The sequence below is a fragment of the Marinifilum flexuosum genome (assembly GCF_003610555.1).
In the GTDB taxonomy this organism is placed as follows: domain Bacteria; phylum Bacteroidota; class Bacteroidia; order Bacteroidales; family Marinifilaceae; genus Marinifilum; species Marinifilum flexuosum.
Window position 1 is genome coordinate 824,477 of record NZ_RAPQ01000008.1, and the last position, 25,746, is coordinate 850,222.

24 protein-coding genes and 1 pseudogene are annotated in these 25,746 nt (G+C 35.4%); 10 read left to right on the forward strand and 15 right to left on the reverse strand.

What is annotated here, in order from left to right:
- Positions 1-26 precede the first annotated feature (26 nt).
- Complete coding sequence (locus tag BXY64_RS03620) at positions 27-368, forward strand: hypothetical protein (RefSeq protein WP_120238576.1); 342 nt, start codon at positions 27-29, stop codon at positions 366-368.
- Positions 369-1,026: 658 nt separating this feature from the next.
- Positions 1,027-2,388: a histidine--tRNA ligase gene (gene hisS, locus BXY64_RS03630; RefSeq protein ID WP_120238578.1), complete on the forward strand. Its 1,362-nt coding sequence runs from the start codon at positions 1,027-1,029 to the stop codon at positions 2,386-2,388.
- A 51-nt stretch (positions 2,389-2,439) separates the two neighbouring features.
- Here the strand turns inward: hisS and BXY64_RS03635 are convergent, their stop codons facing one another.
- The 6 genes from BXY64_RS03635 to BXY64_RS03660 form a co-directional block, all read right to left on the reverse strand.
- Positions 2,440-2,925, reverse strand: coding sequence for a hypothetical protein (locus BXY64_RS03635; RefSeq protein WP_120238579.1), 486 nt, complete (start codon positions 2,923-2,925; stop codon positions 2,440-2,442).
- 10 nt (positions 2,926-2,935) lie between these two features.
- Entirely contained in the window at positions 2,936-3,325 is a 390-nt protein-coding gene (locus BXY64_RS03640) for a hypothetical protein (RefSeq protein WP_120238580.1), read from the reverse strand.
- 66 nt (positions 3,326-3,391) lie between these two features.
- Positions 3,392-3,946: an RNA polymerase sigma factor gene (locus BXY64_RS03645; protein WP_120238581.1), complete on the reverse strand. Its 555-nt coding sequence runs from the start codon at positions 3,944-3,946 to the stop codon at positions 3,392-3,394.
- Positions 3,947-4,259: 313 nt separating this feature from the next.
- Complete coding sequence (locus BXY64_RS03650) at positions 4,260-6,323, reverse strand: transketolase family protein (protein ID WP_245996584.1); 2,064 nt, start codon at positions 6,321-6,323, stop codon at positions 4,260-4,262.
- Positions 6,324-6,481: 158 nt separating this feature from the next.
- Positions 6,482-7,858 (reverse strand): vWA domain-containing protein, encoded by a 1,377-nt coding sequence (locus BXY64_RS03655; RefSeq protein ID WP_120238582.1) that lies wholly within the window; start codon positions 7,856-7,858, stop codon positions 6,482-6,484.
- A gap of 61 nt (positions 7,859-7,919) precedes the next feature.
- Positions 7,920-8,963 (reverse strand): transglutaminase domain-containing protein, encoded by a 1,044-nt coding sequence (locus tag BXY64_RS03660; RefSeq protein ID WP_120238583.1) that lies wholly within the window; start codon positions 8,961-8,963, stop codon positions 7,920-7,922.
- 181 nt (positions 8,964-9,144) lie between these two features.
- Between BXY64_RS03660 and ychF the strand changes: the two genes are divergently transcribed.
- From ychF to BXY64_RS03680, 4 genes are all read left to right on the forward strand, one after another.
- Positions 9,145-10,245, forward strand: coding sequence for a redox-regulated ATPase YchF (gene ychF / locus BXY64_RS03665; protein ID WP_120238584.1), 1,101 nt, complete (start codon positions 9,145-9,147; stop codon positions 10,243-10,245).
- 159 nt (positions 10,246-10,404) lie between these two features.
- A complete protein-coding gene (gene crcB / locus BXY64_RS03670; protein ID WP_120238585.1) occupies positions 10,405-10,782 on the forward strand; it encodes a fluoride efflux transporter CrcB in 378 nt (125 codons plus the stop codon).
- Between the two features lie 57 nt (positions 10,783-10,839).
- A complete protein-coding gene (locus BXY64_RS03675; RefSeq protein WP_120238586.1) occupies positions 10,840-11,190 on the forward strand; it encodes a DUF190 domain-containing protein in 351 nt (116 codons plus the stop codon).
- Positions 11,191-11,279: 89 nt separating this feature from the next.
- Positions 11,280-12,905 (forward strand): alkaline phosphatase family protein, encoded by a 1,626-nt coding sequence (locus tag BXY64_RS03680; RefSeq protein ID WP_120238587.1) that lies wholly within the window; start codon positions 11,280-11,282, stop codon positions 12,903-12,905.
- Between the two features lie 326 nt (positions 12,906-13,231).
- Here BXY64_RS03680 and BXY64_RS03690 read toward each other — a convergent pair whose 3' ends face one another.
- The 5 genes from BXY64_RS03690 to mutY form a co-directional block, all read right to left on the reverse strand.
- On the reverse strand, positions 13,232-13,861 hold the full coding sequence (locus tag BXY64_RS03690) for a 4'-phosphopantetheinyl transferase family protein (protein WP_120238589.1): 630 nt from the start codon (positions 13,859-13,861) through the stop codon (positions 13,232-13,234).
- Positions 13,861-14,442 (reverse strand): gliding motility lipoprotein GldD, encoded by a 582-nt coding sequence (gldD, locus tag BXY64_RS03695; RefSeq protein WP_120238590.1) that lies wholly within the window; start codon positions 14,440-14,442, stop codon positions 13,861-13,863. Before gldD ends, BXY64_RS03690 begins: the two co-directional genes overlap by 1 nt.
- A gap of 27 nt (positions 14,443-14,469) precedes the next feature.
- Positions 14,470-15,708 (reverse strand): gliding motility-associated protein GldE, encoded by a 1,239-nt coding sequence (gene gldE / locus BXY64_RS03700; RefSeq protein ID WP_120238591.1) that lies wholly within the window; start codon positions 15,706-15,708, stop codon positions 14,470-14,472.
- A gap of 125 nt (positions 15,709-15,833) precedes the next feature.
- Positions 15,834-16,259 (reverse strand): single-stranded DNA-binding protein, encoded by a 426-nt coding sequence (locus tag BXY64_RS03705; protein WP_120238592.1) that lies wholly within the window; start codon positions 16,257-16,259, stop codon positions 15,834-15,836.
- A gap of 76 nt (positions 16,260-16,335) precedes the next feature.
- The gene (mutY, locus tag BXY64_RS03710; protein ID WP_120238593.1) at positions 16,336-17,385 is read right to left on the reverse strand and encodes an A/G-specific adenine glycosylase; all 1,050 of its coding nucleotides are present in this window, start codon (positions 17,383-17,385) and stop codon (positions 16,336-16,338) included.
- Between the two features lie 150 nt (positions 17,386-17,535).
- Here mutY and BXY64_RS03715 point away from each other — a divergent pair, with 150 nt between their 5' ends.
- The 4 genes from BXY64_RS03715 to BXY64_RS03730 all read left to right on the forward strand — a co-directional run bounded on the left by BXY64_RS03715 (position 17,536) and on the right by BXY64_RS03730 (position 23,307).
- Positions 17,536-17,820, forward strand: coding sequence for an HU family DNA-binding protein (locus BXY64_RS03715; protein WP_054714163.1), 285 nt, complete (start codon positions 17,536-17,538; stop codon positions 17,818-17,820).
- Between the two features lie 248 nt (positions 17,821-18,068).
- Complete coding sequence (locus BXY64_RS03720) at positions 18,069-19,619, forward strand: Rne/Rng family ribonuclease (protein ID WP_120238594.1); 1,551 nt, start codon at positions 18,069-18,071, stop codon at positions 19,617-19,619.
- Between the two features lie 121 nt (positions 19,620-19,740).
- Positions 19,741-21,738 (forward strand): protein-disulfide reductase DsbD family protein, encoded by a 1,998-nt coding sequence (locus tag BXY64_RS03725; protein WP_120239744.1) that lies wholly within the window; start codon positions 19,741-19,743, stop codon positions 21,736-21,738.
- Positions 21,739-21,915: 177 nt separating this feature from the next.
- On the forward strand, positions 21,916-23,307 hold the full coding sequence (locus BXY64_RS03730) for an NAD(P)/FAD-dependent oxidoreductase (RefSeq protein ID WP_120239745.1): 1,392 nt from the start codon (positions 21,916-21,918) through the stop codon (positions 23,305-23,307).
- 49 nt (positions 23,308-23,356) lie between these two features.
- Here BXY64_RS03730 and BXY64_RS21660 read toward each other — a convergent pair.
- The 4 genes and pseudogenes from BXY64_RS21660 to BXY64_RS03750 all read right to left on the reverse strand — a co-directional run.
- Positions 23,357-23,488: pseudogene (locus BXY64_RS21660) on the reverse strand (ATP-binding protein); the annotation flags it as partial.
- Positions 23,489-23,552: 64 nt separating this feature from the next.
- On the reverse strand, positions 23,553-23,858 hold the full coding sequence (locus BXY64_RS03740; RefSeq protein ID WP_120238596.1) for a two-CW domain-containing protein: 306 nt from the start codon (positions 23,856-23,858) through the stop codon (positions 23,553-23,555).
- A gap of 113 nt (positions 23,859-23,971) precedes the next feature.
- The gene (locus BXY64_RS03745) at positions 23,972-24,931 is read right to left on the reverse strand and encodes a DUF4269 domain-containing protein (RefSeq protein ID WP_120238597.1); all 960 of its coding nucleotides are present in this window, start codon (positions 24,929-24,931) and stop codon (positions 23,972-23,974) included.
- A gap of 155 nt (positions 24,932-25,086) precedes the next feature.
- Complete coding sequence (locus BXY64_RS03750) at positions 25,087-25,656, reverse strand: hypothetical protein (RefSeq protein WP_120238598.1); 570 nt, start codon at positions 25,654-25,656, stop codon at positions 25,087-25,089.
- Positions 25,657-25,746 lie beyond the last annotated feature (90 nt).

A 25,746-nucleotide genomic window follows, 5' to 3' on the forward strand; every position in this document is an offset into this window, starting at 1 on the left:
TGACAATTGCAAGAAAATTTAAATACATGAAATCTTTCTCATTATATAAGACAATCTACTTTTTAGGGGTTGTCTTAATTTTTGTTGGTGGTTACCGATTATTTAAGAATTTTTCCTACGGTGATCTACTGTTTTCAGCTGGTATTCTTTGCTACTCGAGCGTACAGGTATTTCTGTTATTCTTTAAATCATTGGCTGATTGGAAGCTTTTTGAATACCTGAAACTAACGGTAAATGTACTGTTTCTCATAGCAATCATTCTATTGTTGATTTTGGATTTACAGGAATGGTATTATCCATTTATTTTGGGCTTATTGATTGATTTCTTTTCAAATATCCTGAAAAGAATAAATAGACGTCCCGCGTAATTAGGGTTAATTCCAATCCTGATTTTTTAGAGGAAGCTTAATCATTTTCAAAGCTTGTTTCACCTGTTAATACAAGCTTCTTTCTTTCATGCAACAATGAGAAACATTTATGGATAACTCTACGCCATACGCACAAAAATGAGATCCATTCCTGGCTGGATGTGACTCTGATATAGGTTTACTTGATTTGAACGCGTGTTTTCTTGACCCAGATGTAGGAAAAGATGAGTCTGACGCGCGTCGAAATCACATTCACCCATTTTTAGGTCAATTTTTGATGGGTTTACATTACATTTTCCCATGAAAAAGACAGCTATTTCTATGAAAATATCTCAAAAATTAGGGTAGATGTCACATTTACCTACGTCCAGGTGAGTTTTTCCTGCGTTTGGTTCATATATTTCCATGTTCGCTTCAACTTTTTCCATGTTTATCTCACCTACACCCTAGGTAAGATATAAAGTTGTTATTTTATATAAGAAAAGCAATCGCTAGTGATGAAACTGTTCAACTCTATAGAGAAGAGTCTTTTCGATAAATCATTTCGGCTCTTAAATTTTTAATACATATCTAAATTGTGCAGTGGTCTAACTGTGCTACTATCGAAATAATGTATATTTTTGTAGATCTGATAAAAAACCAAAATAAAGAATAAGAAATGGCTCAAAAACCGTCTATTCCTAAAGGAACGAGAGATTTTTCACCAGTTGAAATGGTGAAGAGAAATTACATTTTCGATACCATTAAAGAGGTTTTTCAATTGTATGGATTTATGCCGATTGAAACACCATCAATGGAAAATCTTTCTACTCTAATGGGAAAATATGGAGAAGAAGGGGATAAACTACTTTTTAAAGTATTGAATTCGGGAGATTTTATCTCGAAAGTGCGTGATGAACAATTGCAAGAGCGTAATTCGGTTAAGCTAACTACTAAGATTAGTGAAAAAGGTCTGCGATACGACCTAACCGTACCATTTGCTCGTTACGTTGTGCAGCATCGCAACGATATTAGTTTTCCTTTTAAGCGATACCAAATTCAACCGGTATGGAGAGCCGATCGTCCACAAAAAGGACGTTACCGTGAGTTTTATCAGTGCGATGTAGATGTAATTGGCAGCAATTCACTTTTGAATGAAGTAGAACTAATTCAAATTGTTGACGAGGTATATCGCAGACTACAATTGAATGTGGTTGTGAAGTTAAACAACCGTAAGATTTTAGCGGGTATTGCTGAAATTATTGGTGAAGCTGAAAAAATTATAGATATCACTGTTGCTATCGATAAGCTGGATAAAATTGGTTTAGAGAATGTAAACAAGGAATTGGCAGAAAAAGGAGTATCAGCGAAAGCTATAGAAACTTTGCAACCAATTATTTTGTTATCAGGTACCAATGCCGAAAAAGCTGCAAAATTGAAAGAACTTTTAGCTGGTTCGGAAGTTGGAATGAAGGGGATCGAGGAATTGGAGACAGTATTCAACTACCTTGATAGCTTAAATGTTGAAACTGAAGTTGAATTGGATTTAACGCTTGCCAGGGGATTGAACTACTATACCGGAGCCATTTTCGAAGTAAAATCGAAAGACATGGAGTTTGGCAGTATTACTGGTGGAGGTCGTTACGACGATTTGACTGGTATTTTTGGATTGAAAGATGTTTCTGGAGTAGGTATTTCTTTTGGTGCCGATCGTATTTACGATGTGTTGGAGCAAATGAATAAATTTCCTGAAGAAACTGCTGCAACAACTAAAGTATTATTCATCAATTTTGGCGAAAAAGAGGAGCTATTCTGTTTACCTGTTCTTTCAAAACTGAGAGCTAATGGAATTAATGCAGAAATTTATCCGGCATCGCAGAAAATGAAAAAGCAAATGACTTATGCCAACAATAAAAATATTCCTTACGTGATTATGGTTGGAGAGACTGAAATGGAAGAAGGAGTTGTGAGCTTGAAGAATATGGAAACTGGAGATCAGGAAAAATTAACTCCGGAACAATTGATTGAAAAGTTGGCCTAAAATGGCTTAAAATATATAAGGGCTGTCGATTGACAGCCCTTTTTGTATTGCTTAATTTCTTTCGCGTCGCCCCATATGACGGCCTTTTTCTTTGATTTTTCGTAATAACATGCCCTGGAATTTTTTCTCGGCATGATAAAGTTCCAAGACCTTTTTTATGGGAAGTATCTTTTTAAACTTCTCGTGATATTCCTTATTCAATTTAGCATCTTTAATTCGATACTCAATCATATCATCACTAATTTGAACCAGTTCTTTCTCGGGAAGGCTCTCTAAACCATTTCTGATTTTGTGAAACAATACTCTTCCTTCCTGTCTAAGTTGTTCTTTTTTATTTTCCAATTCATTGTAAACAGGCCAGAACAATTGGGCTTCCTCAGGAGTTAATTCCAGTCGTTGAGTAATGAATGATACTTTCTGCGCTTGAATTTCCTTGTACATTCTGCCATGGCCTTCACCTTTTCCTTTACCATGTTGAGCATTAACCGACAAACAAAATGTCAGTAATATAGATATTGATAGGATTAATCGGTTCATATTTCAATAATTATAAGTTCGCCAATAATTCATCGGTTGCGATATCGTAATCCGAAAGATACTCAATAATTTCATCCGAAGAAGTTTCGGACATGTTGTCAAAGAAGAAATCAGATTCAACATTTTCTGTGTTTACAGTACTGCTGTCTTCTATTTGTGAAATTGGTTGATTTTGAAAATCAGTAGGAACTGCAGTAGTCAAAATCAATTTTGCTACAAATACAAATGCAAGTACACTAGCAGCCATCCACATATATGGTTTCAGAATTTGAATCAAATTCTTCTCCTTTGGATTCTCTTCCTTTTCTATTCTTTCATTAATTCGATCACTTAGGTTCTCGAAATAATTTTCAGGAACTTTAAATGGTTGATCTTTCTTCATATCCGACAGATTATTCATGATTCGTATATTTTTTAGACTGTCAAAATTCAATTTGGTTTAATCGCTATAGCTGAATTAATATTGCTAACATTCAAGCTTTAACAGAGATTCAATTTTCTTTACTGCATGATGATAGGAAGCTTTTAATGCTCCAACCGAAGTTTCAAGAATTTCCGACATATCTTCATACTTCATTTCATCAAAATATTTCATATTAAAAACCAGGCGTTGTTTTTCGGGCAGTTGTAATATTGCCTTTTGCAACTCAACTTGTGCCTGATCTCCATCAAAATATTCATCTGCTTCCAAATTTGCAATCAGCATATCTTCCACATCTTTATTGGCAAAGGCAATGCTTCTTCGTTGTTTGTCTTTCAGAAATGTTAACGATTCGTTGGTTGCAATTCGATACATCCAGGTATAAAGTTTTGCATCGTACCTAAAGTTAAGCAAGCCTTTCCAAATTTTCACGAAAGTGTTCTGCAAAACGTCATCAGCATCATCGTGCGACAATACAATTTTCCTGATTTGCCAGTACAATCTTTCCTGATATTTTTTTACCAAAAGGGAAAATGCTTCACTTTGAGTTTTCTTATCCTGAAAAAGTTGTAATATTTCTTCGTCAGTTATTTGAGTCATCTATTGTTATAATTAAAGCTTTAACCTGAGAATGCGTGATAAAAGTAGCCATTTGCAACTGTATCACGAAAGGTAAGACTCAATTCTTTTAAAAAGGTTTAATTGAAGAGTAAAAATAAATAATTACCCAAACTAATTTATTTTTCTCCTGCCTTAAACTTTTTCACTGTAACTGCTGCTATGCCTGTAAAGTTTGCCTTGGATAAAGAAAAATAGAATTAAAAAATTTAGTTCGTTTCATTAACGATTTTTACACTGGGGCAAAAAAAATCCGGAATCAATTTGATCCCGGATTCATATCTTGAATTGTGAATTATTTTTGAAGAAGAGCTTCAACTTCTTTCACAACATTTTCAGCAGTATAACCAAATTTCTCATCAAGAACTCCGGCAGGAGCTGAGTAACCAAAATGATCTAAACCAACAGCTTTACCGTTAGCGCCAACCAAACCTTGAAGTGTAACAGGCAAACCAGCAGTTAAACCAAGAACTGGAATTCCAGCAGGAATTACTTCGTTTTGATATTCTGCAGATTGTTGTCTGAACAAACCTTCAGAAGGAACAGAAACGATTTGTACTTTCAATCCTTTGTCAGCTTTCAAAATTTCAGCACCAGCAACTAAAGTAGAAACTTCAGAACCACTAGCCAATAGAATAACATCAGGAGTAGATTCTGGTTTTTCAATAATGTAAGCACCTTTTTCTGCAGCCAAAGCTTCCTCGTATCTGTTACCGCTTGCAGCAGGAAGATCTTTAATGTTCTGACGAGATAAGATCAAAGCAGTTGGAGTTTTTGTGTTCTCCATAGCCATTTTCCAAGCAATGGTAGCTTCATCAACATCAGCAGGACGAAGAGCTAATAAACTCATTTCCCCTGAGTGATTTTTCAATTGCTCCAACAAACGAATTTGAGCTTCTTGCTCAATTGGCTGGTGAGTAGGTCCATCTTCACCTACACGGAAAGCATCGTGAGTCCAGATGTACTTCACAGGAACTTCCATAAGAGCAGATAAACGAACCGCAGGCTTCATATAATCAGAGAATACGAAGAATGTACCACATGCAGCGGTAACACCACCGTGAAGAGCAATACCGTTACAAATTGCAGCCATTGTTAATTCAGCAACACCAGCTTGCAAGAATGCACCAGAGAAATCACCTTTAACAATTGCTTTTGTCTCTTTTAAGAATCCATCTGTTTTATCTGAGTTACTCAAATCGGCAGATGAAACGATCATGTTGTCAACATTCTTTGCCAATTCGGCCAATACAGCAGAAGAAGCAGCACGAGTTGCAGCACCTGATTTCTGTACAATTGCAGCATAATCGATTTCTGGAGCATCACCGCTAAAGAATTTTTCCAATTTAGCAGCTAGTTCAGGATTTGCTTTTGCCCATTCAGCTTGTTCAGCTTTTTTAGCAGCAGCATATTCTTGTTTCTTTTTAAGAACTTCTTTGTAGTATTCTTCAACTTCAGGGAAAATCTGGAATGGATTTTCAGGATTACCACCTAAGTTTTCGATGGTTTTATCAAGAGAAGCACCAGCAGCACCTAATGGCTGTCCGTGAGTTGATACCATATTTTCAAAGCTAGCACCTTCAGCGTCAACAGCACCTTTACCCATTAAGGTTTCACCAATAATAAGAGTAGGACGTTCTGTTTCGTTGTTAGCAGCAAGCAAAGCTACGCGAATTTCAGAAGCGTTGTTACCATCAATAGTAATTACGTTCCATCCCCAAGCCTCGTATTTTTTAGCTGTATTTTCGGTTGTAACTTCTTCAACTTTGGTTGAAAGCTGAATGTTGTTAGAATCGTAGAACATGATCAGGTTACTTAAACCTAGAGTTCCTGCAATTCTACCAGCACCTTGTGCAATTTCTTCCTGAATACCACCATCAGAAATGAAAGCATAAGTTTTGTGAGACATCCAATCGCCGAAACGAGCCGCTAAGAAACGCTCAGCAATTGCTGCACCAACAGCCATTGTGTGACCTTGTCCTAATGGACCAGAAGTATTTTCAACACCTCTTTCGAAATCTACCTCAGGGTGACCCGGAGTTGGAGAACCCCATTGTCTGAAGTTTTTCAGATCATCCATGCTATAATTTCCTACTAATGCAAGAATAGAATATAACATTGGAGACATATGACCCGGATCAAGGAAAAATCTATCACGATTAATCCATAGTTTATCAGTTGGGTCGAAGTTTAAAAATTCGGAGTAAAGTACGTTTACAAAATCAGCACCGCCCATGGCACCACCAGGGTGACCAGATTTTGCTTTTTCTACCATAGCAGCTGCAAGAATACGGATATTATCCGATGCCTTATCAGTTACCGTAAGATCCATTTGGTTGTTCATTTCTTTTAGATCCATTTGAAATTAAATGAGATTTTAATGATAAAAACTTGGTAAGGTTTTATTTAATGGATGCAAAGATATACAAAAATGTTATCCTGCATGAGCGAATCTCATCTAAATAATAGATACTTAGAGAAAAGTAATATATTTTATAAAACTGTAAATCAATATGTTTAGAATCTTACTGATCTTGACTTTCCTGAAAATATCTCAAAGCTTGTTTTTCTGGAGTTTTGAGATAGTGAAGCGTTTTTGTTTCTGTAGATTACATGATAAACACCAGGTTGCAAGGTTAAAGTTTCTCTTAGCTTTTTATCATCAATGTCATAAATCCACTCCAGTTTACCTTTGCGTTGTACAAAAAGACTACATGGTCCGCTTGATGGTTTAAAAATGGTTGCCAAACCAGGCTGAGGAATTTTAATACTGGTTGTAGTACTTTGGGCAATCGTTACATTCGGAATTGCAATCCTTGGAAGCGTAAGAACTTCCAAATTATATTTTCCGGTAATGTATTTAATGCTTTGATTTACCTTTTGCGTGTTTATAATCTGAGTATCGATTTTAACAAGAGTTTGTAAATCCTTATACATGTTAGTTCGGTTCGATTCAATTTTTAAAAATCCTTGTGGTGTATCAAATCCAATTTTAGTATGTTTTCCAGGCTGAATGGTTACACTATCTCTGTGTAATTCAGGAATGGTGTGAATGGTAATGTTGTAGGTTAAAAGAGGATCAATATATAAGGTGTCCGGATTTCCTTTTGCATTAATAGTGTGCATAAATTGATAGCGAACCTTTCCTGAAACTTTGTTGTAGAAAGTCATCGCAACATTAGTTTCTGTTGGAGAACCATTGGCATCTATTAAATTCACCTGAGCAGAAGTTTTATTTAAAACTTGAGACATTACATATTCTAATGTACCTCCAAATTTTTCTTCTTGTTCAACTTGTAAAAAGTTTCCAATGCATTCAAAACTACTTTTGAAATTTACATCTAGTCCAATTCCAATAATAAATGGTTTTAAAATGATTCCTGCTTTTTGCAATTTGTCGGATACTTCACAAGGGTCTCCATCACAAGCTTCTACACCATCTGTAATTAAAATTACCACATTGCGAATTCCATTTTCGGTAATCGGAAAGTCATTGGCTGACAATTCCAATGAATGTGCTATCGGAGTGGTTCCTTTGGGGATAAGGTATCGTAAAGTTTGCCTTATTTTTCCAGCATTATTAGGTGAGAATGGAACTTCAAGTTTTGTGTCGTTACAATCCTGTGGTGGTACCGGACTTTGATGACCATATACCCTTAATGCCATTTCGACATTATTTTCACATTCCAGGCTGTCTACCATTCTGATTAAAAACTTTCGGGCTATATCTATTTTTTTTGATTTTTCCCAATAACCGTTCATACTTTGAGAGGCATCGAAAATGAATAGAATTCTTGTTTTTTCTTCAGCTTTGGAAGCTTTGTTTTGCGCAAATGATGTTTGGGCAAAAATTACAGCTAACAGGGCGATGATTAAGTGGCTATATAGTTTCAAAACAAAATATTAATAATTTATCTGACAAAAATAAGAAACCATTTATTATTAAATAACTTAATCAATCCAAAAAGATAAAATTCTCACTTTCCTGCTCTATAATCCGCTCAATAACTCTCAAATTATCCATACTCTGCAATCTCATAATTTTGGAAGAAATATCGGTTGAAGTACTAAATAAATCAATGGCTTTTGTAAGTTTTTTCCGGGCTTTGATAAAGTGATAATACTGTAAGGCATCAACATCACCTTCGTAGTTCAGAATAATTCTTGCATATCGGTAATACTCCATGGCCAAGTTGAATTTGTTAGCTGGATTGACACGAAAAATCTCATCTGCAGTTTTTAACCTCTGTTTGGCTTTTGTTAATTTATTATACTCTAATATACTGTCGGTAAAATGGTAGTTTTCAGTAGTTTCATCCAAGTGTTTGATAATGGTTTCTTCTCCAGCATTAAATACTTCCAGAGGAACAGGACTTTTCAAAAATTGCCACATCGGTATCAATGGCAAATGTGTATTAATAAATTCTTCTGGGAGAGCCATGAAAAATTCATTGGCCTTACTTTTTACTCCTGTATGCTCTAAAATCGCATTGGCCCAACTTAAATCGAAACAAAACCAAACGCCGTCAACTTTGGCCACATTCCATGCATGTGTGGCACGATCCTGTAATGCTCCATTTTTAGTAATATATCCGCTAATCGAATAGCATTCAATTCCCGACTGATTGCAGAAATATTGAAATAAACGCGAAAATCCTTCGCATACAGCTATTCTTCGTTTTAGAACACAAACTGGAGAGGAACAATTGTTTGAACCAATATAGAACAATACAGTAGGATCATATAATAGCTCAATTTGATTTTTGTATTTGATATTTTTAATAATCCAAAAATAGAATGCTCTTACTGCTTCAGTTTGATTAGTGCATGGTTCGACTAAATAGTTGTGAAGATTTATAATGTTATTGGTAACACTATCAGGCGTTTTTCTAACATGCCTGTCGATATGACCAAATTTAATATTTTGAGACTCCTGAGCATTTATAGTTGCAAGAGGAATAAAGGACAGAAGTAATATGACTATTAATTTTCGATTCATAGTTGTGATATAAAACTAGCAAAAAATAAGTTAAATAGTTCATATGGTGAGATTCTTTTTAATAGATTAACATTTTTTTAGGAGATAAAAAGGAAAATTGGCACATCGAAAATTTAAATGTACTTTTGCACAGATTTTTAAAAATAGAATTAAAAGCAAATCAAAATAATATAGAATTGCCATGGCATTACAGTGCGGAATTGTAGGATTACCAAACGTGGGTAAATCGACTTTGTTTAATTGTTTGTCGAATGCGAAAGCACAATCGGCTAACTTTCCTTTTTGTACCATTGAACCAAATGTGGGTGTGATTACCATTCCTGATGAACGATTAATTAGATTGTCAGAGTTGGTAAAGCCAGAAAGAGTTCAACCTTCTGTAATGGAGATTGTGGATATTGCTGGTTTGGTAAAAGGAGCTAGTAAAGGGGAAGGACTAGGAAATAAATTCTTATCGAATATTCGTGAGACCAATGCAATTATTCATGTATTGCGTTGTTTCGAAAATGATAATATCGTTCATGTTGATGGTTCTGTTGATCCAATTCGTGATAAAGAAACGATTGATATTGAATTGCAATTAAAGGATTTGGAAACTGTTGAGGCAAGACTGCAAAAAGCAGCCAAGTTGGCAAAGGTTGGAAAAAATCCGGAAGCAAAAAGATTGTGTGAAGTTTTAGAGCGTTACCAAGAAGCATTGATGCAGGGAAAATCAGCTCGTGTGATTGAGTTGAGCGAGGCAGAGGAAAAGGTAACAACGGATCTTCACTTGCTAACAACTAAGCCTATTCTTTATGTTTGTAATGTTGACGAATCATCAGTAAAAGAAGGAAACAAGCATGTTGATGCTGTAAGAGAAGCTGTAAAAGATGAAAATGCTGAAGTGCTGGTTGTTGGTGCAGGTATTGAATCTGATATTGCAGAATTGGAAACATACGAAGAGAAACAAATGTTTTTGGAAGACTTAGGTTTGGAAGAGCCAGGAGTGAATAAGTTGATTAAAGCTGCTTTCAGACTTCTGGATTTGGAAACTTATTTTACTGCGGGAGTAAAAGAGGTGAGATCATGGACTTACCCAAAAGGTGCAAAAGCTCCGCAGGCAGCAGGTGTTATTCATACCGATTTTGAAAAAGGATTTATTCGTGCAGAGGTAATTAAATATGAAGATTACTCAGAACTTGGATCTGAAAATGCTTGTAAAGAAGCTGGAAAAATGAATGTAGAAGGTAAAGAATACGTTGTTCAGGATGGTGATATCATGCACTTCCGTTTTAATGTATAATTTGCATCAAACAATATACAAGATGGCCATTCAGTTTTGAGTGGCCATTTTTTATGCATGCTGACCAAGTATTAATAATTTCAAACAATAACACTACCTTTGCCCTATCTATGAATCCACATTATTCATTACCAATTGTTCATTATTAATTATTTTGAGATGTTACGTACACTATTGCTAATTGGCATGGGAGGTTTTTTGGGAAGTGTTTCCCGTTTTTTAATTGGTCAGGGATTGCACCGAATTTTTGATACCGTTTTTCCAATTGGAACCATGACAGTTAATATTGTAGGTAGTTTTATCATCGGAGTTGTTTACTCGCTTGCTGAGCGTGATAATTTAATTAGTCCTGAAATCAGGATGTTTCTTGCAGTAGGTTTTTGTGGTGGTTTTACCACATTCTCATCCTTCGCATTCGATAAATTGAACCTTTTAAAAGATAGCGGATTTTTGTATCTTTCTATGTATGTGGGAGGAAGCGTGTTTCTTGGCCTGTTGGCAGTATATTTAGGTACCCAGATTCATAAATTGTTTTAGTTCAGATTTTAGATTGAGAATATCAGTTCTAAGATCTGATAACTTACATCTGAAGCGATGAAACTAAAAGGAAAGGCAAAATTACTTCGAGTATTTATTGGTGAAGCCGATAGGGTTTACCAGCGTCCTTTGTATGAAGCTATTGTTTATGGAGCCAAAAAGTACGGTATGGCAGGTATTACGGTTCATCGTGGAATCATGTCTTTCGGAGCCAGTTCAAGAATTCATACCTCTAAAATATTTGCGCTTGCCGATGATTTGCCAATAATTGTCGAGATTGTTGACTCCACCGAAAAAGTAGAGGGATTTCTTCATATCCTGGAATTGTTAATCGAGAAATCAGGCGGTGGAGGAATGATTACCATGGAACAGGTTGATGTGATTCGATATCAACCACAATCAAAATAATATTGCAATACTGCACAACAGTTCCATAAATCAGTGTGAATCCATTATATTTGTTGCGGACAATTTTTTAACGCCAACACTTATAAAGGATGAACAAACGAATCGGATTTATATTACTGATATTTTTTATCACCAACCTATCACTAGTTCAGGCACAACGAACTCGTAAAATTCCTTCGGAACAACCAAAATTGGTTGTAGGAATAGTAGTAGATCACTTGCGTCCTGATTATTATTTCCGATTTTCAAATCTGATTGGTGAAAAAGGTTTTAAGCGTTTAATGAACCAGGGAACCTACTGTAAAAATGCAAAGTTTAGCTATTTGTATTCACAAACAGGTCCCGATCATGCAACCATATTTACCGGAACGCCACCATCTTATCATGGAGTAATTTCGCATGGTTGGTACGATCGATTATCAGGAGAACTAAACCTGGCAAAAGATGATGGGAATGCTAAAATTGTTGGAATCGAAACGAAAGAAAAAGGCAAATCACCTAAAAACTTATTAGCACCAACAGTTGGCGATGAAATAAAACTATTCAACAACCATTCCAGGGTAATTGGAGTTGGTTTAAATACTGAAGCTGCATTATTTTCTGCAGGTCATGGAGCCGATGGAGCTTACTGGATGGATGATTTATCAGGAAAGTTTGTTACATCTTCTCACTACCAGGACACTCTTTACAATTGGGTAAGTGAATTCAATAATAAGAATTTTGCCGATTTCTATATGGATCGTATCTGGACGCCATTTGATGGACAAGACAAGACTGGGATTTCAGAGAAGATTTTGGGTAAAGTTGGACTATCTTCAGATTTCTATTACGATTTGAATAAAGAGAAGAGAACTTATGGTTACAAAGCCATAAAGGCAACTCCGTTTGGAAACATGTTGGTAAAAGATTTTGCCATTTCGGCCATTATCAATGAAAATTTAGGACGTGATGATGATACCGATTTTCTAGCCGTAACTTTTTCATGCTTGGATTACAAACACAGGGAACTTTCTCCTTTTTCTGCCGAAATGATTGATAATTTTATCAGATTGGATAGAGAAATAGAACACTTTCTGGATTTCCTGGATGAACAGATTGGCTTGGAAAATGTGCTTGTTTTCTTAACAGCAGATCAATCGGCAAACTATACACCAGAAAATTTAAAAGAGCAAAATATTCCTAACGGATATTTTAGTTCCTACAATGCAATGGCATTACTAAAATCATACTTGAATGTTTTGTATGGTAGTGGTGATTGGATTTTAGGATACGATTCTCAGCAGGTCTATTTAAACCATCAGTTGATTGAAGATTCGAAACTATCTTTGGAGGAGATGCAGTTGAAAGCAGCCAATTTCTTAATTCAGTTTACAGGTGTTGCCAGTACTATTCCTGCGAGCAGTCTAACCACAGCTAACTATACACATGGGGTGATGCTGAAGGTGCAACGCTCATTCAATCAAAAACGATCTGGCGATGTATTAATTACCCTTGAACCAGGTTGGATGCACAAGATGAAGGATGAAAGAGATGAAATTGCTCAATACAGCTACACAAATCAAGTTCCATTGTTCTGGTATGGATGGAAAATTAAACGTGGTACAGTATCTCGCACGGTTTACGTCGAAGATATCGTTCCAACAATTTCAAATTTCTTGAACATTTCAATCCCTGCAGGTTGCGATGGTAATCCAATTGAGGAGTTAACGCAGTAGACAGTTATCAGTTGCGATTTGTCCATGTTTAAATAGGCATTCAAAAATTTCTTTTTTTCTTTTGCCAGTTTAGGCATGGGGCAAAAGTCAATATTTTGTGCTTTGCCAATACTGGCATCGGTCAAAAAGTCAATTTTTTGGACTTTACCCATACAAGTATCGGTTAAAAAATCAATTTTTCGGGCTTTACCTATACAGGCATTGGTTGAAAAATCAAATTTTGGAGCTTTGCCTAAACAGGCATCGGTCAAAAGTCAATTTTTTGAACTTTGCCAATACTGGCATCGAAAAAAATACATTTTTGCTTTGCCAGATTAGTAATGATTTTATTTGAAAGAATAAACCAGCAAGTAGTCATCAAACTGTAGGTATTGGAAAGTGTAGGGTTCAGAAAAATCATCGCGACAAACTTCTCCTGTGAATGTATTTTGATCGGGTGCAAAAGGATGAATTTTCAACTCATCAATTAAATGAACATCCTTCTTGCCATAGAATTTAATCAAGCATTCCTTTGCGCACCAGTGTTGGTATAGGTGAAAAGTTCGCTCTTGCTCTGAAATGTTTTCCAGTTCCGATTCTGAAAGAAATCGTTTTGCAATTCGATGAACCCTATCCGATAGGTATTCCATATCTATGGCAGGAATGGAATCCTTACTCACAAAAATAGCAGCAAAATTCTTGGTATGGCTAACGCTAATATTTAAATCGGAACCAATTAAAAATGGTTTCCCATGTTCGTTGTTCTCCATTCTTAAATCTGCAGCAATGTATTTCTGAACCAGTAATCGGGTAGCCAGATATTCTTTTTTCCTCGATTCGCTCCCAAAACCATTGAATTTATCAAGCTCCTTATCGCTTAATTCAACTTGATTTTTTAGGTAATCTACCTCTTCATCAATCTTCCAGATGTACAGATTACAATCCTTACTAATATGTAGGTGTTTAAATAAAGGCATTACTTCCACTCTAAGCTTTCAATCAATTTCACCATATCTTTATCGATATACTGAATTACCGGAGCCAAAGAATCTTGGTTTGGATGTTCTTTAAAGTAAAGTGCACCACGCAAAAAATGCTTGGTACTATCGGTTGCAACAAATTGTACCGATGAGGCTGCATTTCCTTTGATTCGATAAATTAGAGCATATACATTTTTATCCTGATTTTGGAATGCTTGCTCGCCAATGGCATCAGCTTTAATGCTGTGTTTGTATGCCATCTTTCTCGAATCTTCCAAGTACTCCTCAATATTCCCGTTTACACTTTTATAGCTTAAGTGAATGGTTGCCTTGTATTTTGGATAATGAATGTTCAACCAATATTTTTCGGCTCCTTTACTATTGTCTGTGCGCACATTGGCTAACGACAATTTGTCGAAACTGAATGGGTAATTATTACTCCAGGTTTCGTATTGCTTTTCTGGCAAATCAATACGAAAATAACCTTTGGGTTTTGGTGTGTATTTTTCTTTACAGGATATAAATCCAAGTGCAAGAAAGGCAATAAAAGTGTATGAAACGAACTGAGTTAACTTCATTTTGTACTGTATTCAGATGTAATGTGTTTATTTGGCTAATTTCTCTTTAGGAGGAAGAAAACGAATTTTCTTGATTCTTCGGTTGTCAACGGCTTCAACAATAAATCTGAAATACTGGTATTCGAATTCTTCTTTCTTTTGAGGAATTTCACCTTTCATTTCCAATAATAGCCCTGCCAAAGTATCGGCATCACCTTTAATATTTTCAAATAAATCAGAATCTAATTCTGTAATCTTAAAGAAATCGTTAAGCAAGGTTTTTCCCTCGAATAGGTAGGTGCCGTCTTTTTCCAGGGTATAAGTTTCTTTTTCTTCATCCGATTCATCTGGAATGTCTCCAATAATTTCTTCCAGGATATCCTCCATAGTAATGATTCCGGAAGTACCACCGTATTCATCAACAACAATAGCCATATGATTTTTCTGAGTCTGGAATTCTTCCAGCAAATCATTGATCTTTTTGGTTTCGGGCACATAAAACGGAGGCCTGATTATCGATTGCCAACGAAAAGTGTTTGGTTTATGGTGATGAGGAAGTAGATCTTTCACATACAAAATACCTCTTACATTGTCGAAAGTTTCATCGTAAACAGGAATTCTGGAATAGCCCGAATCGATTAAAATTGATTTTAATTTCCCAAAACCAGTTTTTACATCAATGGCAACAACATCAACACGCGATTTCATAATCTCAACCACATTGATGTTACCAAAATTCACAATTCCTTCCAGAATTTCCATTTCATCACTAATCTCATCGGCAGTTAACTCGAGAGCCTGTGATAAATCACCCATCGAAATATTCTGCTTTTTAGAAATTCGCTTGTTAACAATCGAAGTTGATTTAATTAGAATTGCCGACATAGGACGGAAAATCTTTTCCATGTAGTATAAAGGAAAAGCCATAAATTTCGAAAACTTAACCGAGGTTTGCGTAGCATAAACCTTAGGAATGATTTCACCAAAAAGCAATAACAGGAAAGTGATTATCACCACCTGAACCAAAAATCCAATAGTTGGTGCATTTGAGAAATCTACTATCGAATTGGTAATAAAGCTGGAAAGAATCACAATACCAACATTTACAAAATTATTACCAATCAGAATGGTTGCCAGTAGCTCCTCAGGCATTCTTAAAAGTTTTAATAATCTTCGATTTTTCTGATTCTCTTCTGCTTCGATACCACTAATTTGCTGTGGTGATAATGAAAACAAAGCAACTTCGGATCCTGAAATCAAAGCGGAGCAAAATAAAAGAAGTACCATTACAAGTAAACTTATAATGGTACTTATATCTAAAGTGTGAAAAACAATATCAGAATTGTTTAAAAATAGTGTTGAAAAACTGTCTGTTTCCAATTTTCTCTCAAGTTAGTTGACACTCGTGTAATTTAGAATGGAAGATCATCAGTTTCTTCCTCAACAGAAGTATCGGCAGCGGCTGTTGGTTGAGTCATTTCAGAACTTGCTTGTGGAGCAGCTTCATTATCACCTTTTCTACCCAACATTTGCATGTTCGAAGCCATGACTTCTGTGATGTATTTTTTATTTCCATCCTGATCTTCCCAAGATCTGGTTCTTAAGCTACCTTCGATATACAATTGCATACCTTTTTTTACGTAGTTTTCAGCAACCTTAGCCAATCCGCGCCAAAGAACAATGTTATGCCATTCGGTTTGGGTAACTTTTTCACCATTTTTGGTATAAGTTTCGCTTGTAGCCAAAGGAAAATTACAAACACTTACATCATTGTCGAAGTATTTTACTTCAGGATCTTTTCCTACGTTTCCTACTAGAATTACTTTGTTTACTGACATATGTTTAAATTTTTAGTTAGCAATACGTTAAAGGTACAAACTTTTGTGTTGTATCATAATATATTTAAGGCTTATTTTAAATATCACAGTTTAAAATGTGATTATTAATCAACTTAGGGAAAGGGTATTTTTCCGATTCCTTTTTGTTTACAAATATAAACCTTTTAAATTTTTTGATTTCCTCGGCACTAACATCAATATGGATAAAACGGGTATTGATATTTTGATGCGTTAATTTGTGCACGATATTATCACTAATTGATTGTAATACCAAATTGGAAGAATCAAAAATTTCTTTCCATTGATCTGATTGTAATAATTGATCAGTTGAAAGTTCAGCATTGCTTTCAATAAGTGGATATTGATACATGTTTTTCCATATATCTTTTCCTTCTCTTTTTTCAATGGCAAAACGACCTGAGCAAGATAGGAACAAATAGTAAAAATATCGATTCTTTGGCTTAATTTGTTTGCTCTTTACGGGCAATTGATCTATCATGTTAGAACTGTAAGCAAAACAATTAGAATGTACAGGGCAAATGCTACAACTGGGTGACTTTGGAGTACATTGTAATGCACCAAATTCGATTATGGCCTGATTGTATACTTCAGGTCTTGCATTACCCATAGTTTCAGTAGCAAGATTTTGAAATAACTTTTTCCCTTCAGTACTATCAATAGGTGTTTCTATGCCAAACAATCTTGCAAGCACTCTATATACATTACCGTCAATTGCGGCATAAGGTAAGTTGAAAGCAAAAGAAGAAATTGCCGCAGCAGTATATGTGCCAACACCTTTTAATGCAAGAATCTCTTTATAAGTGCTCGGAAATATACCTTTATATATAGTATGAATGGTTTTTGCTGCATGATGTAAATTTCTGGCTCGAGAATAATAACCCAGACCTTGCCATAAATTTAAAACTTCTTGCTCATCAGCTAAAGCTAAATCTGTTACAGTTGGAAACCTTTTTGTAAATTTGTAATAATAGTCAATTGCTGTGACAACTCTGGTTTGTTGTAACATGATTTCAGAAATCCATATTAGATATGGATCCTTGGTATTTCGCCAAGGAAGGTCGCGTTTGTTCTCGCAATACCAGTTTATGATTTGGTTATTAAGCATCTCGAAAAAAAATGTATGATTCAATTTTTTTCAAAAATGCGTAAAAATATTTGTTTTCGATTTCGTTAATAACTGGAAATCTTATATATTTGCAATCTGATTTGAGGAAATGATGTTGTAAATAATTGATAATTAAAGATTTTTTAAGAGATGACTAAAGCAGATATTGTTAACGAGATTTCTAAAAACACAGGAATTGAGAAAATTACAGTTCAAAAAACTGTAGAAGCTTTCATGGATACTATTAAAGGTTCATTGGTAAAAGGAAAGAATGTGTATTTGAGAGGTTTCGGAAGTTTTATCGTTAAGAAAAGAGCAGAGAAAACTGCAAGAAACATTTCTAAAAACACTACAATTATAATCCCTGAACACTTTATTCCAGCTTTCAAGCCTGCGAAAACTTTCGTAAGTAAAGTGAAAACTAACGTAAAGTAGTTTTAGATTTTTAAATTCATTAAATAATTCGAAGTTATGCCTAGCGGAAAGAAAAGAAAAAGACATAAGATGGCTACGCACAAGCGTAAGAAAAGACTAAGAAAAAACCGTCATAAGAAGAAGAAATAATTTTCTTATAGCTTGTTTGTAAGAACAAAATAAATAAACCTAAAGAACTTTTTAGTACTTTAGGTTTATCTATTTGTAAGAACTGATTACCTTTAATAAAAATAAGAAGAATTTAAATAGTGAGTAACGAGCTTGTAATTGATGTAAACCCTAATGAAATTGTAATTGCTCTGCTTAGCAACAAACAATTAGTTGAACTAACCAGAGAAAAAAGTAATCTTCAATTTGCGGTCGGAGACATATATTTGGGTAAGGTAAAGAAGATTATGCCTGGGTTGAATGCAGCATTTGTTGATGTTGGGTATGAGAAGGATGCATTTTTACATTATCTGGATCTTGGACATCAATTCCGTTCACTAAATAAATTCTTACAACAGGCCTTGGCAAGAAAGGGTCGTAATCTGTCCATCTCTAAAATGAGATTGGAACAGGATATAGATAAGAATGGTAAAATGTCCGATGTTCTTAAGTCGGGACAATACATTCTGGTGCAGGTTGCCAAGGAACCAATCTCTACAAAAGGACCGAGACTTTGCTCGGAAATATCTATTGCAGGACGAAATATTGTTTTGATTCCTTTCTCGGATAAAGTTTCTATTTCTCAAAAAATTAAATCTACAGAAGAGAAAAATCGCTTGCGTCAGCTACTTCAAAGCATTAAGCCTAAAAATTATGGGGTTATTGTAAGAACTGTTGCTGAAGGGAAACGTGTTGCTGAACTAGATCAAGAACTTAGATCTTTGGTAGAGAAATGGGAAGGAAGCTTTCAGCATATTCGTGATATGCAACCTCCTAAATTAGTTTTGGGTGAAATGGATAGAACCACTGCTATTTTGCGTGATATTTTGAATTCGTCATTCGAAAATATCTATGTAAATGATGCAAGTGCTGCCAAGGATATTAAAAACTACATTGCTGGAATCGCTCCTGAGAAATCAAAAATTGTGAAACATGTTGGTGGAGATATGCCAATTTTTGATCAGCTAGGTGTTGATAAGCAAATTAAATCTTCCTTTGGGAAAACTGTTTCGTTTAAAAATGGAGCTTACCTGATTATTGAACATACCGAGGCGTTTCATGTTATCGATGTGAATAGTGGAAACCGTTCAAAAGCGGGAAATGATCAGGAAACTAATGCATTAGAGGTGAATCTTGCAGCAGCAGATGAAATTGCACGTCAACTTCGCCTTCGTGATATGGGTGGAATTATTGTTGTCGATTTTATTGATATGCATGCTGCCGAAAACCGCCAGAAGTTATTTGAGCGAATGAAAGATGTGATGGGACAGGACAGAACCAAACACAATATTTTGCCTTTAAGTAAGTTTGGTCTGATGCAAATTACTCGTCAGCGTGTTCGTCCTGAAATGAACATCGAGATTCAGGAAACTTGCCCTACTTGTCTTGGTTCCGGAAAGATTTCACCAGCTGTATTATTAACCGATCAGATCGAAGAGAAATTGAAATCGGTTGCTGATAGTGGTGAAAAGAAACTTACACTAAAGGTTCATCCTTTTGTTGCAGCCTACATTAATAAAGGTTTCTGGAAAACATTGCGCAGAGAATGGCAATCGAAATTAGGAATTAAATTAACTGTAAAAGAAATTCCATCCTACGATTTATTAGTGTATAAGATTTTCGATAATAACAATCAGGAAATCGAATTATAATCACACTTTTTTAATGCTGCTTACAAAATCCTCTTAATAAACTGTTAAGAGGATTATATGGTTTTGTGTAATTTGCTTATAATGCTAATTTTATATGCGTTACTGTAAAAAATTAAACCATATGAAGCAAAAAATTCTCACCTTACTTCTGGGAATACTCCTTACCAGTTTCTTAAACACACATGCACAGATTCTAGAAACTGTTTCCTGGGAATTTACTACCGAAAAATTAAGTGATACAGAATTAAACCTTGTCTTTAAAGCACAAATAGATAAGGAATGGCATTTGTATTCGCAAAATTTTGAAGATGGAGGACCCGTTCGACTAAGTTTTACTTTTGAGGGATCGAAAAATTATGAACGCATTGGTGAAGTAGAAGAAATTACCAAAGCCAAAAAAACTTTCGACGAAATATTCGAAATGGATATCGAATATTTTGAGTATGAAGCAATCTTAAAACAAAAAATCAAGGTTTTATCCAATGCTGCATTTACGATTGCCGGCGAAATGGAATATCAAACTTGTAGAGAAGGAGAGTGTGTGTTATTTACTCCTGATTTCGAGTTTGCCATTAACGAGGGGAACACAGTATTAAATCAAGTTGATGAAATACCTGTAAAAGCTGAAAAGGAAAAAATTAATGCAATGAAAAATCCTAGAAAGGAATATGCTTCCTTGTGGTCATTGTTTTTTATTGCTTTTACCTTTGGTTTGATTGCTTTGCTTACTCCCTGTGTGTTTCCAATGATTCCTATGACAGTTTCATTTTTTATGCACAGTTCGGAGAACAGAAAGAAAGCCATTTTTAATGCAATATTTTATGGCGTTTCAATTATAGGTATTTATACGATCATTGGAACTATTGTAGCCATTACTTTGGGTGCTGATTTTGCCAATTGGTTGAGTACACACTGGATTCCTAATGTCATCTTCTTTGCCATTTTCTTTGTGTTTGCTTTTTCATTCTTTGGAATGTTCGAAATTACAATGCCATCATGGTTGGTAAATAAATCGGTAGCAAAAGAGGACCAGGGAGGATTTGCAGGATCATTCTTTATGGCATTTACACTTGTACTGGTCTCATTTTCTTGTACAGGACCTATTGTAGGTTCTATTTTGGTACAATCGGCAGGTGGCGAGATTTTAGAGCCAATTGTTGGGATGTTTGGATTCTCGTTGGCATTTGCACTGCCATTTACACTTTTTGCCATTTTCCCTTCTTGGCTAAGCAATCTTCCTAAATCTGGTGGATGGCTGAATTCGGTTAAGGTGGTTTTAGGTTTTTTAGAGCTAGCTTTAGGACTAAAATTTTTAAGTATTGCTGATCAAACTTACCATTGGGGAATTTTGGATAGAGAAGTTTATCTGGGAATCTGGATTGTAATTTTTACTTTAATGGGATTCTACCTTTTGGGTAAATTAAAGTTCAGTCACGATAGTGATTTAAAGTACATATCGGTACCAAGATTGATGCTGGCAATTTGTTCATTTTCATTTGTAGTGTACATGATTCCAGGAATGTTTGGAGCTCCTTTAAAGGCGATTTCAGGTTATTTGCCTCCACAAACTACACAAGATTTTGATATTTCTGCCATAGTACGTGATCAATCGGGTGCTGGTTTTAAAGATGCCAAAAGTGAGATTTGTGAAACACCAAAGTACGCTGATAAATTACACTTACCACATGGCTTGCAAGGTTATTTCGATTTTGAGCAGGGGTTAGCTTGTGCCAAGGAGCAAAATAAGCCTATTTTCATCGATTTTACAGGACACGGATGTGTAAACTGTAGAGAAATGGAAGCCAACGTTTGGTCTGATGCCAGAGTGCAAAAAGTGCTTCGTGAAGATTATGTGATTATTGCACTTTATGTAGATGACAAGCAGAAACTACCAGAAGAAGACTGGATAACTTCCACCTACGATGGTAAAGTAAAAAAGACATTGGGAAAGAAATACGCCGATTTTCAGATTACCAGATTTGGTGTAAATGCTCAACCATATTATGTACTTTTAGATCATGAGGAGAATACATTGGTTGAACCAAGAGCATATGATCTGAATGCAGACAGATTCCTTGAGTTCCTGGAGAGCGGAAAGAAAGAGTTTGCCAAAAGATAAAATAAGAATAAATGATAAAGAACCGGAGCATCAATGTGTTCCGGTTTTTATTTGCCTGATATTTATAATCATTATAAGTTTCAACTGTTTTCTTCTTCCAAAAGAATTCCTATTTTTGAAAGTTTGCCTTTCGAAAAAATGGTAAGCCGCTTTAATCTTTTAAAATTTAAATTACGTATGGAAAAATACGATGTGATTATTGTCGGAGCCGGTCCAGCCGGTATTTTTTGTGCTTACGAATTAGTAAAAAATCGAGACGACTTAAAAATCTTAATCCTTGAAAAGGGTAGAGGAATGGACAAAAGATCTTGTCCGAAACACACCAATGGAGGAACTTGTGTACATTGTAAACCTTGTAGTATTACTACTGGTTGGGCAGGAGCAGGTGCATTCTCTGATGGAAAATTGTCTTTATCGCACGAAGTGGGTGGAACTCTTCCGGAATATTTGGGAGTTGAAGAAACCATTGATTTAATTGCTTATACCGATGGTATTTATCTGGAATTTGGTGCAGCTACCGATATCCACGGTGAAAAATTAACTCCTGCAATGGAGAATATTCGTCGCAAAGCCATTGAATCGAATTTGAAATTGGTTCATTGTCCGGTTCGTCATTTGGGAACCGAGAAAGCTCAGGATTTGTACAGACGTTTGTACGAGTATGTAACATCAAAGGGAGTTGAGGTACAGTTTAATTGTGCTGTGGAAAGCTTGATTCTTGATGGTGATAAAATACAGGGAGTTAGGAACGGAAAAGGAAGCTATTATGGTGATTTGGTAATGGTTTCGGTTGGTAGAGATGGTGCTGATTGGCTAATGAAAGAGTGTAGCAAAGAAAGTATTTCTACCGAAGTAGGTGTTGTTGATATAGGTGTGCGTGTTGAATGTAGAAATGAAATCATGCAGGATATCAACGAGAACTTTTACGAAGCTAAATTAATTCACTACACCCAAACTTTTGACGATAAGGTAAGAACTTTTTGTAGTAACCCTGGAGGATTTGTTTCTTCGGAGTATTATGATGGTGATTTGGCAGTTGTAAATGGCCATAGTTACAAAGATCTGAAGAGTGATAATACAAATTTTGCTTTGTTGGTATCGCAAAAGTTTACCGAACCTTTTAAAGCTCCAATTGAATATGGTAAACATGTTGCCAGGTTGGCAAACATGCTAACCAATAACCAAATTTTGGTTCAACGATTTGGTGATTTGGTTCGCGGTCGCAGAACTACTTCAAAGAGATTGTACAGAAACAATATCATTCCAACTTTGAAAGATGCAGTTCCAGGTGATTTGAGTTTGGTTTTACCGCACCGTATTCTAAAAGATATTGAAGAAATGATTTATGCTTTGGATAAGGTAACACCAGGTTTGGCTTCTGATGAAACTTTATTGTATGGTGTAGAAGTGAAATTCTATAGCAATATCACAAAAGTGGACGAAAGCTTCCAATCGACATCGGTTAAGAATCTTTACCTGGGTGGCGATGGAGCCGGTATTACACGTGGTTTAATGCAAGCTTCGGTTAATGGAGTGGTAATTGCAAGAGAATTGCTTAAACAGCTTTAAAATAAATTTAGATAGAAAACAAAAGCTTGGTTGCAATGGCAGCCAAGCTTTATTTTTGGGTATTTAAATCGGTAGGAAGGTAAAAGCTGAATGTACTTCCTTTGTTTAATACACTTTCAACATATACCCAACCATCAAATCTTTTGATAATGCGCTTTACAATCACAAGTCCCAAGCCATGGCTTTTGTTTTTGGCTTTTTAGGAGTACTAAAGAGTGGAATATTAATTGATTTTTAAATAAAAATTAGGAATTGTCTTTTTTTACCAGTTCTTCATTCAATAAGATAAATTCCCGGCTTTCTTCTTCATTCACCATCTTAAAGAAACTGCAGTTAATACATCCTAGTAGTTTTTCTTCTATTTCACCTTGAATGCTCTTGTTGCATAAAGTGCCTTCCACAGTCCAGCAGCTTCTTCCTGCTTTCGATCCGTGATTAACACCTGTGTTTTCAAATTTTACACTTGCAGGACACACTCCCAATTCATTGGTATTGGCTCCTCCTATTTCTCTCCCACAATTAAAGTATTCCCAACAGTTCTTTTTCTTCATCTTTTCTCGTTCTCCGCCCCTAAAATAAATAAGCTCGAACAAAATTGGATATCGATTTGATAAAGTATACTTATTTTAGGGTAAATCAATCTAAAGCAAAAGAATTTGAAATCCTACTTCCAAAGATTTTTGATTTCTCTATCACTATAGGATTCAAGCTGCAATAACTCGTAAAAAGGATCGCCTTTCAGCTTTAACAAATCAGCAAAAGCAGGTTCTGTTTTTATACCAGTTTCTTTAAGCTTTACCACTTCATTATTAAAATCGTCACCTAAAAGTTTTAAAATGCGATCTTCAATCAGCATGTGTCGATATGAATTCTGTGCTACTACAGGATATGCCGAACCAAAAATTTCGATATGGAAACCTTCATACTTGAAGTTTGCAACTACCACCCAATAGCCAGCTTTTTCTTTTTGCTCAATCTTAAAATCTTTTTGTTTTCCATAAATGGATTCCACTACACGCTCAAAACGATCGGCATCAAAGAATCTGCAAGCAATATCTAAATCGCTTTCTTTTGTCGATATGCCTATTGGAATGGTACCGGTTAAAGTAGGGTTATATTCTGCCAAAGAATCTAAAATTCCAAGTTTGTTTAGGCAATTGTATGCTTTCACCTGAACTGGAGATCCATCTTTTAAGTAATTGATATTTCTCCAATCTTTATTGATGTCACGAAATTGTTCAGCTAGTATTTGTTTAGTATCCTCAACTTTTGAATACTCGAAACTTTTTACTTGAGAGCAGCCAGCGATCATTGCTGAAACCTGTTTCTTACCATTCTTGCGATACAAACATATAATTGGTTTATTGATTTCGGCGGCGCGGCCAATTTCGTAACCAACTCCAAGCGAAGGGGTAGTTACTTCAGCCACCACGACATCAGCCTCCATTACCCATTTTAAATCTCGGTCATGAATTTCTTCATCAGATAAATTGGTTTCTTGAACTTTTGAGCCAATATGCTCTGTTAGCACATTGCCATATCTTTTTAGTTCATCGATAATTTGTTTGTAGATTGCAGCATCATCTTGGCCGCCACGGATCGATCCTGAGAAGTATATTTTCATAGTGTGTTGTTTAGATTGTTCTTTTATTTCTTTCGTGTAATTCTAATATAATTGAAATCTGTATATATTCCAATAGTTCAATATTTCTTAAAAATAAATTTCCCTTGTTAAAGTTCTTATTGGAGCATGATGGCTATCGAGATGAGAAAAGAACCTTATCTTAATTGTCTCTTTACATTTTCTGGAATCAATTTTTGTAATCCTTTGGCCTGTGGCGAATTAATATCGATATATTTCCAATTGCTGGATTTTTTACTGGCAATGGCAACCATAGATCGATGAGCCTTAATGGTAAATGAATTACTTTCTTCGTCGTACTTCACATTTTCTTTACCAAATTCTTGTTCGAATTTAGGTTGAACCAATGATGATCCTTGCGACATTAAACCTGAAAGCCTCACTTTAACAATGCCATAGTAATGAATCTTACAATATTTCTCATTACCCGATTCAACAACATTGGAAATTTTGTTGATGGATTTAAAATCGGTAGTCATTTTAACACCCATGTTGTCCATTCCTTGCATGAGCATGATCATATTGTCCTTGCTCATCATTTCAAAAATGCGAGGATACATCATTTCAGTAACAACATCCCATTGTTTGTTGTTAAAAGCAGTAGTATAATTGATTAAATCTTTCTCGAAAGTACTCTTTAGGTTTTTCTGTGCAAATGCACTGGTTAAAAGCAGAGATAGTATTGTTATTGCAAAAAATCGTTTCATGTTGTTGTGTTTTAATTCGCTTGAATATAATAAAAAGGAGCGTGCAGCGGGACTTAAAAGATGTTAAAACTGCTAATTTAGAAGAGAAAG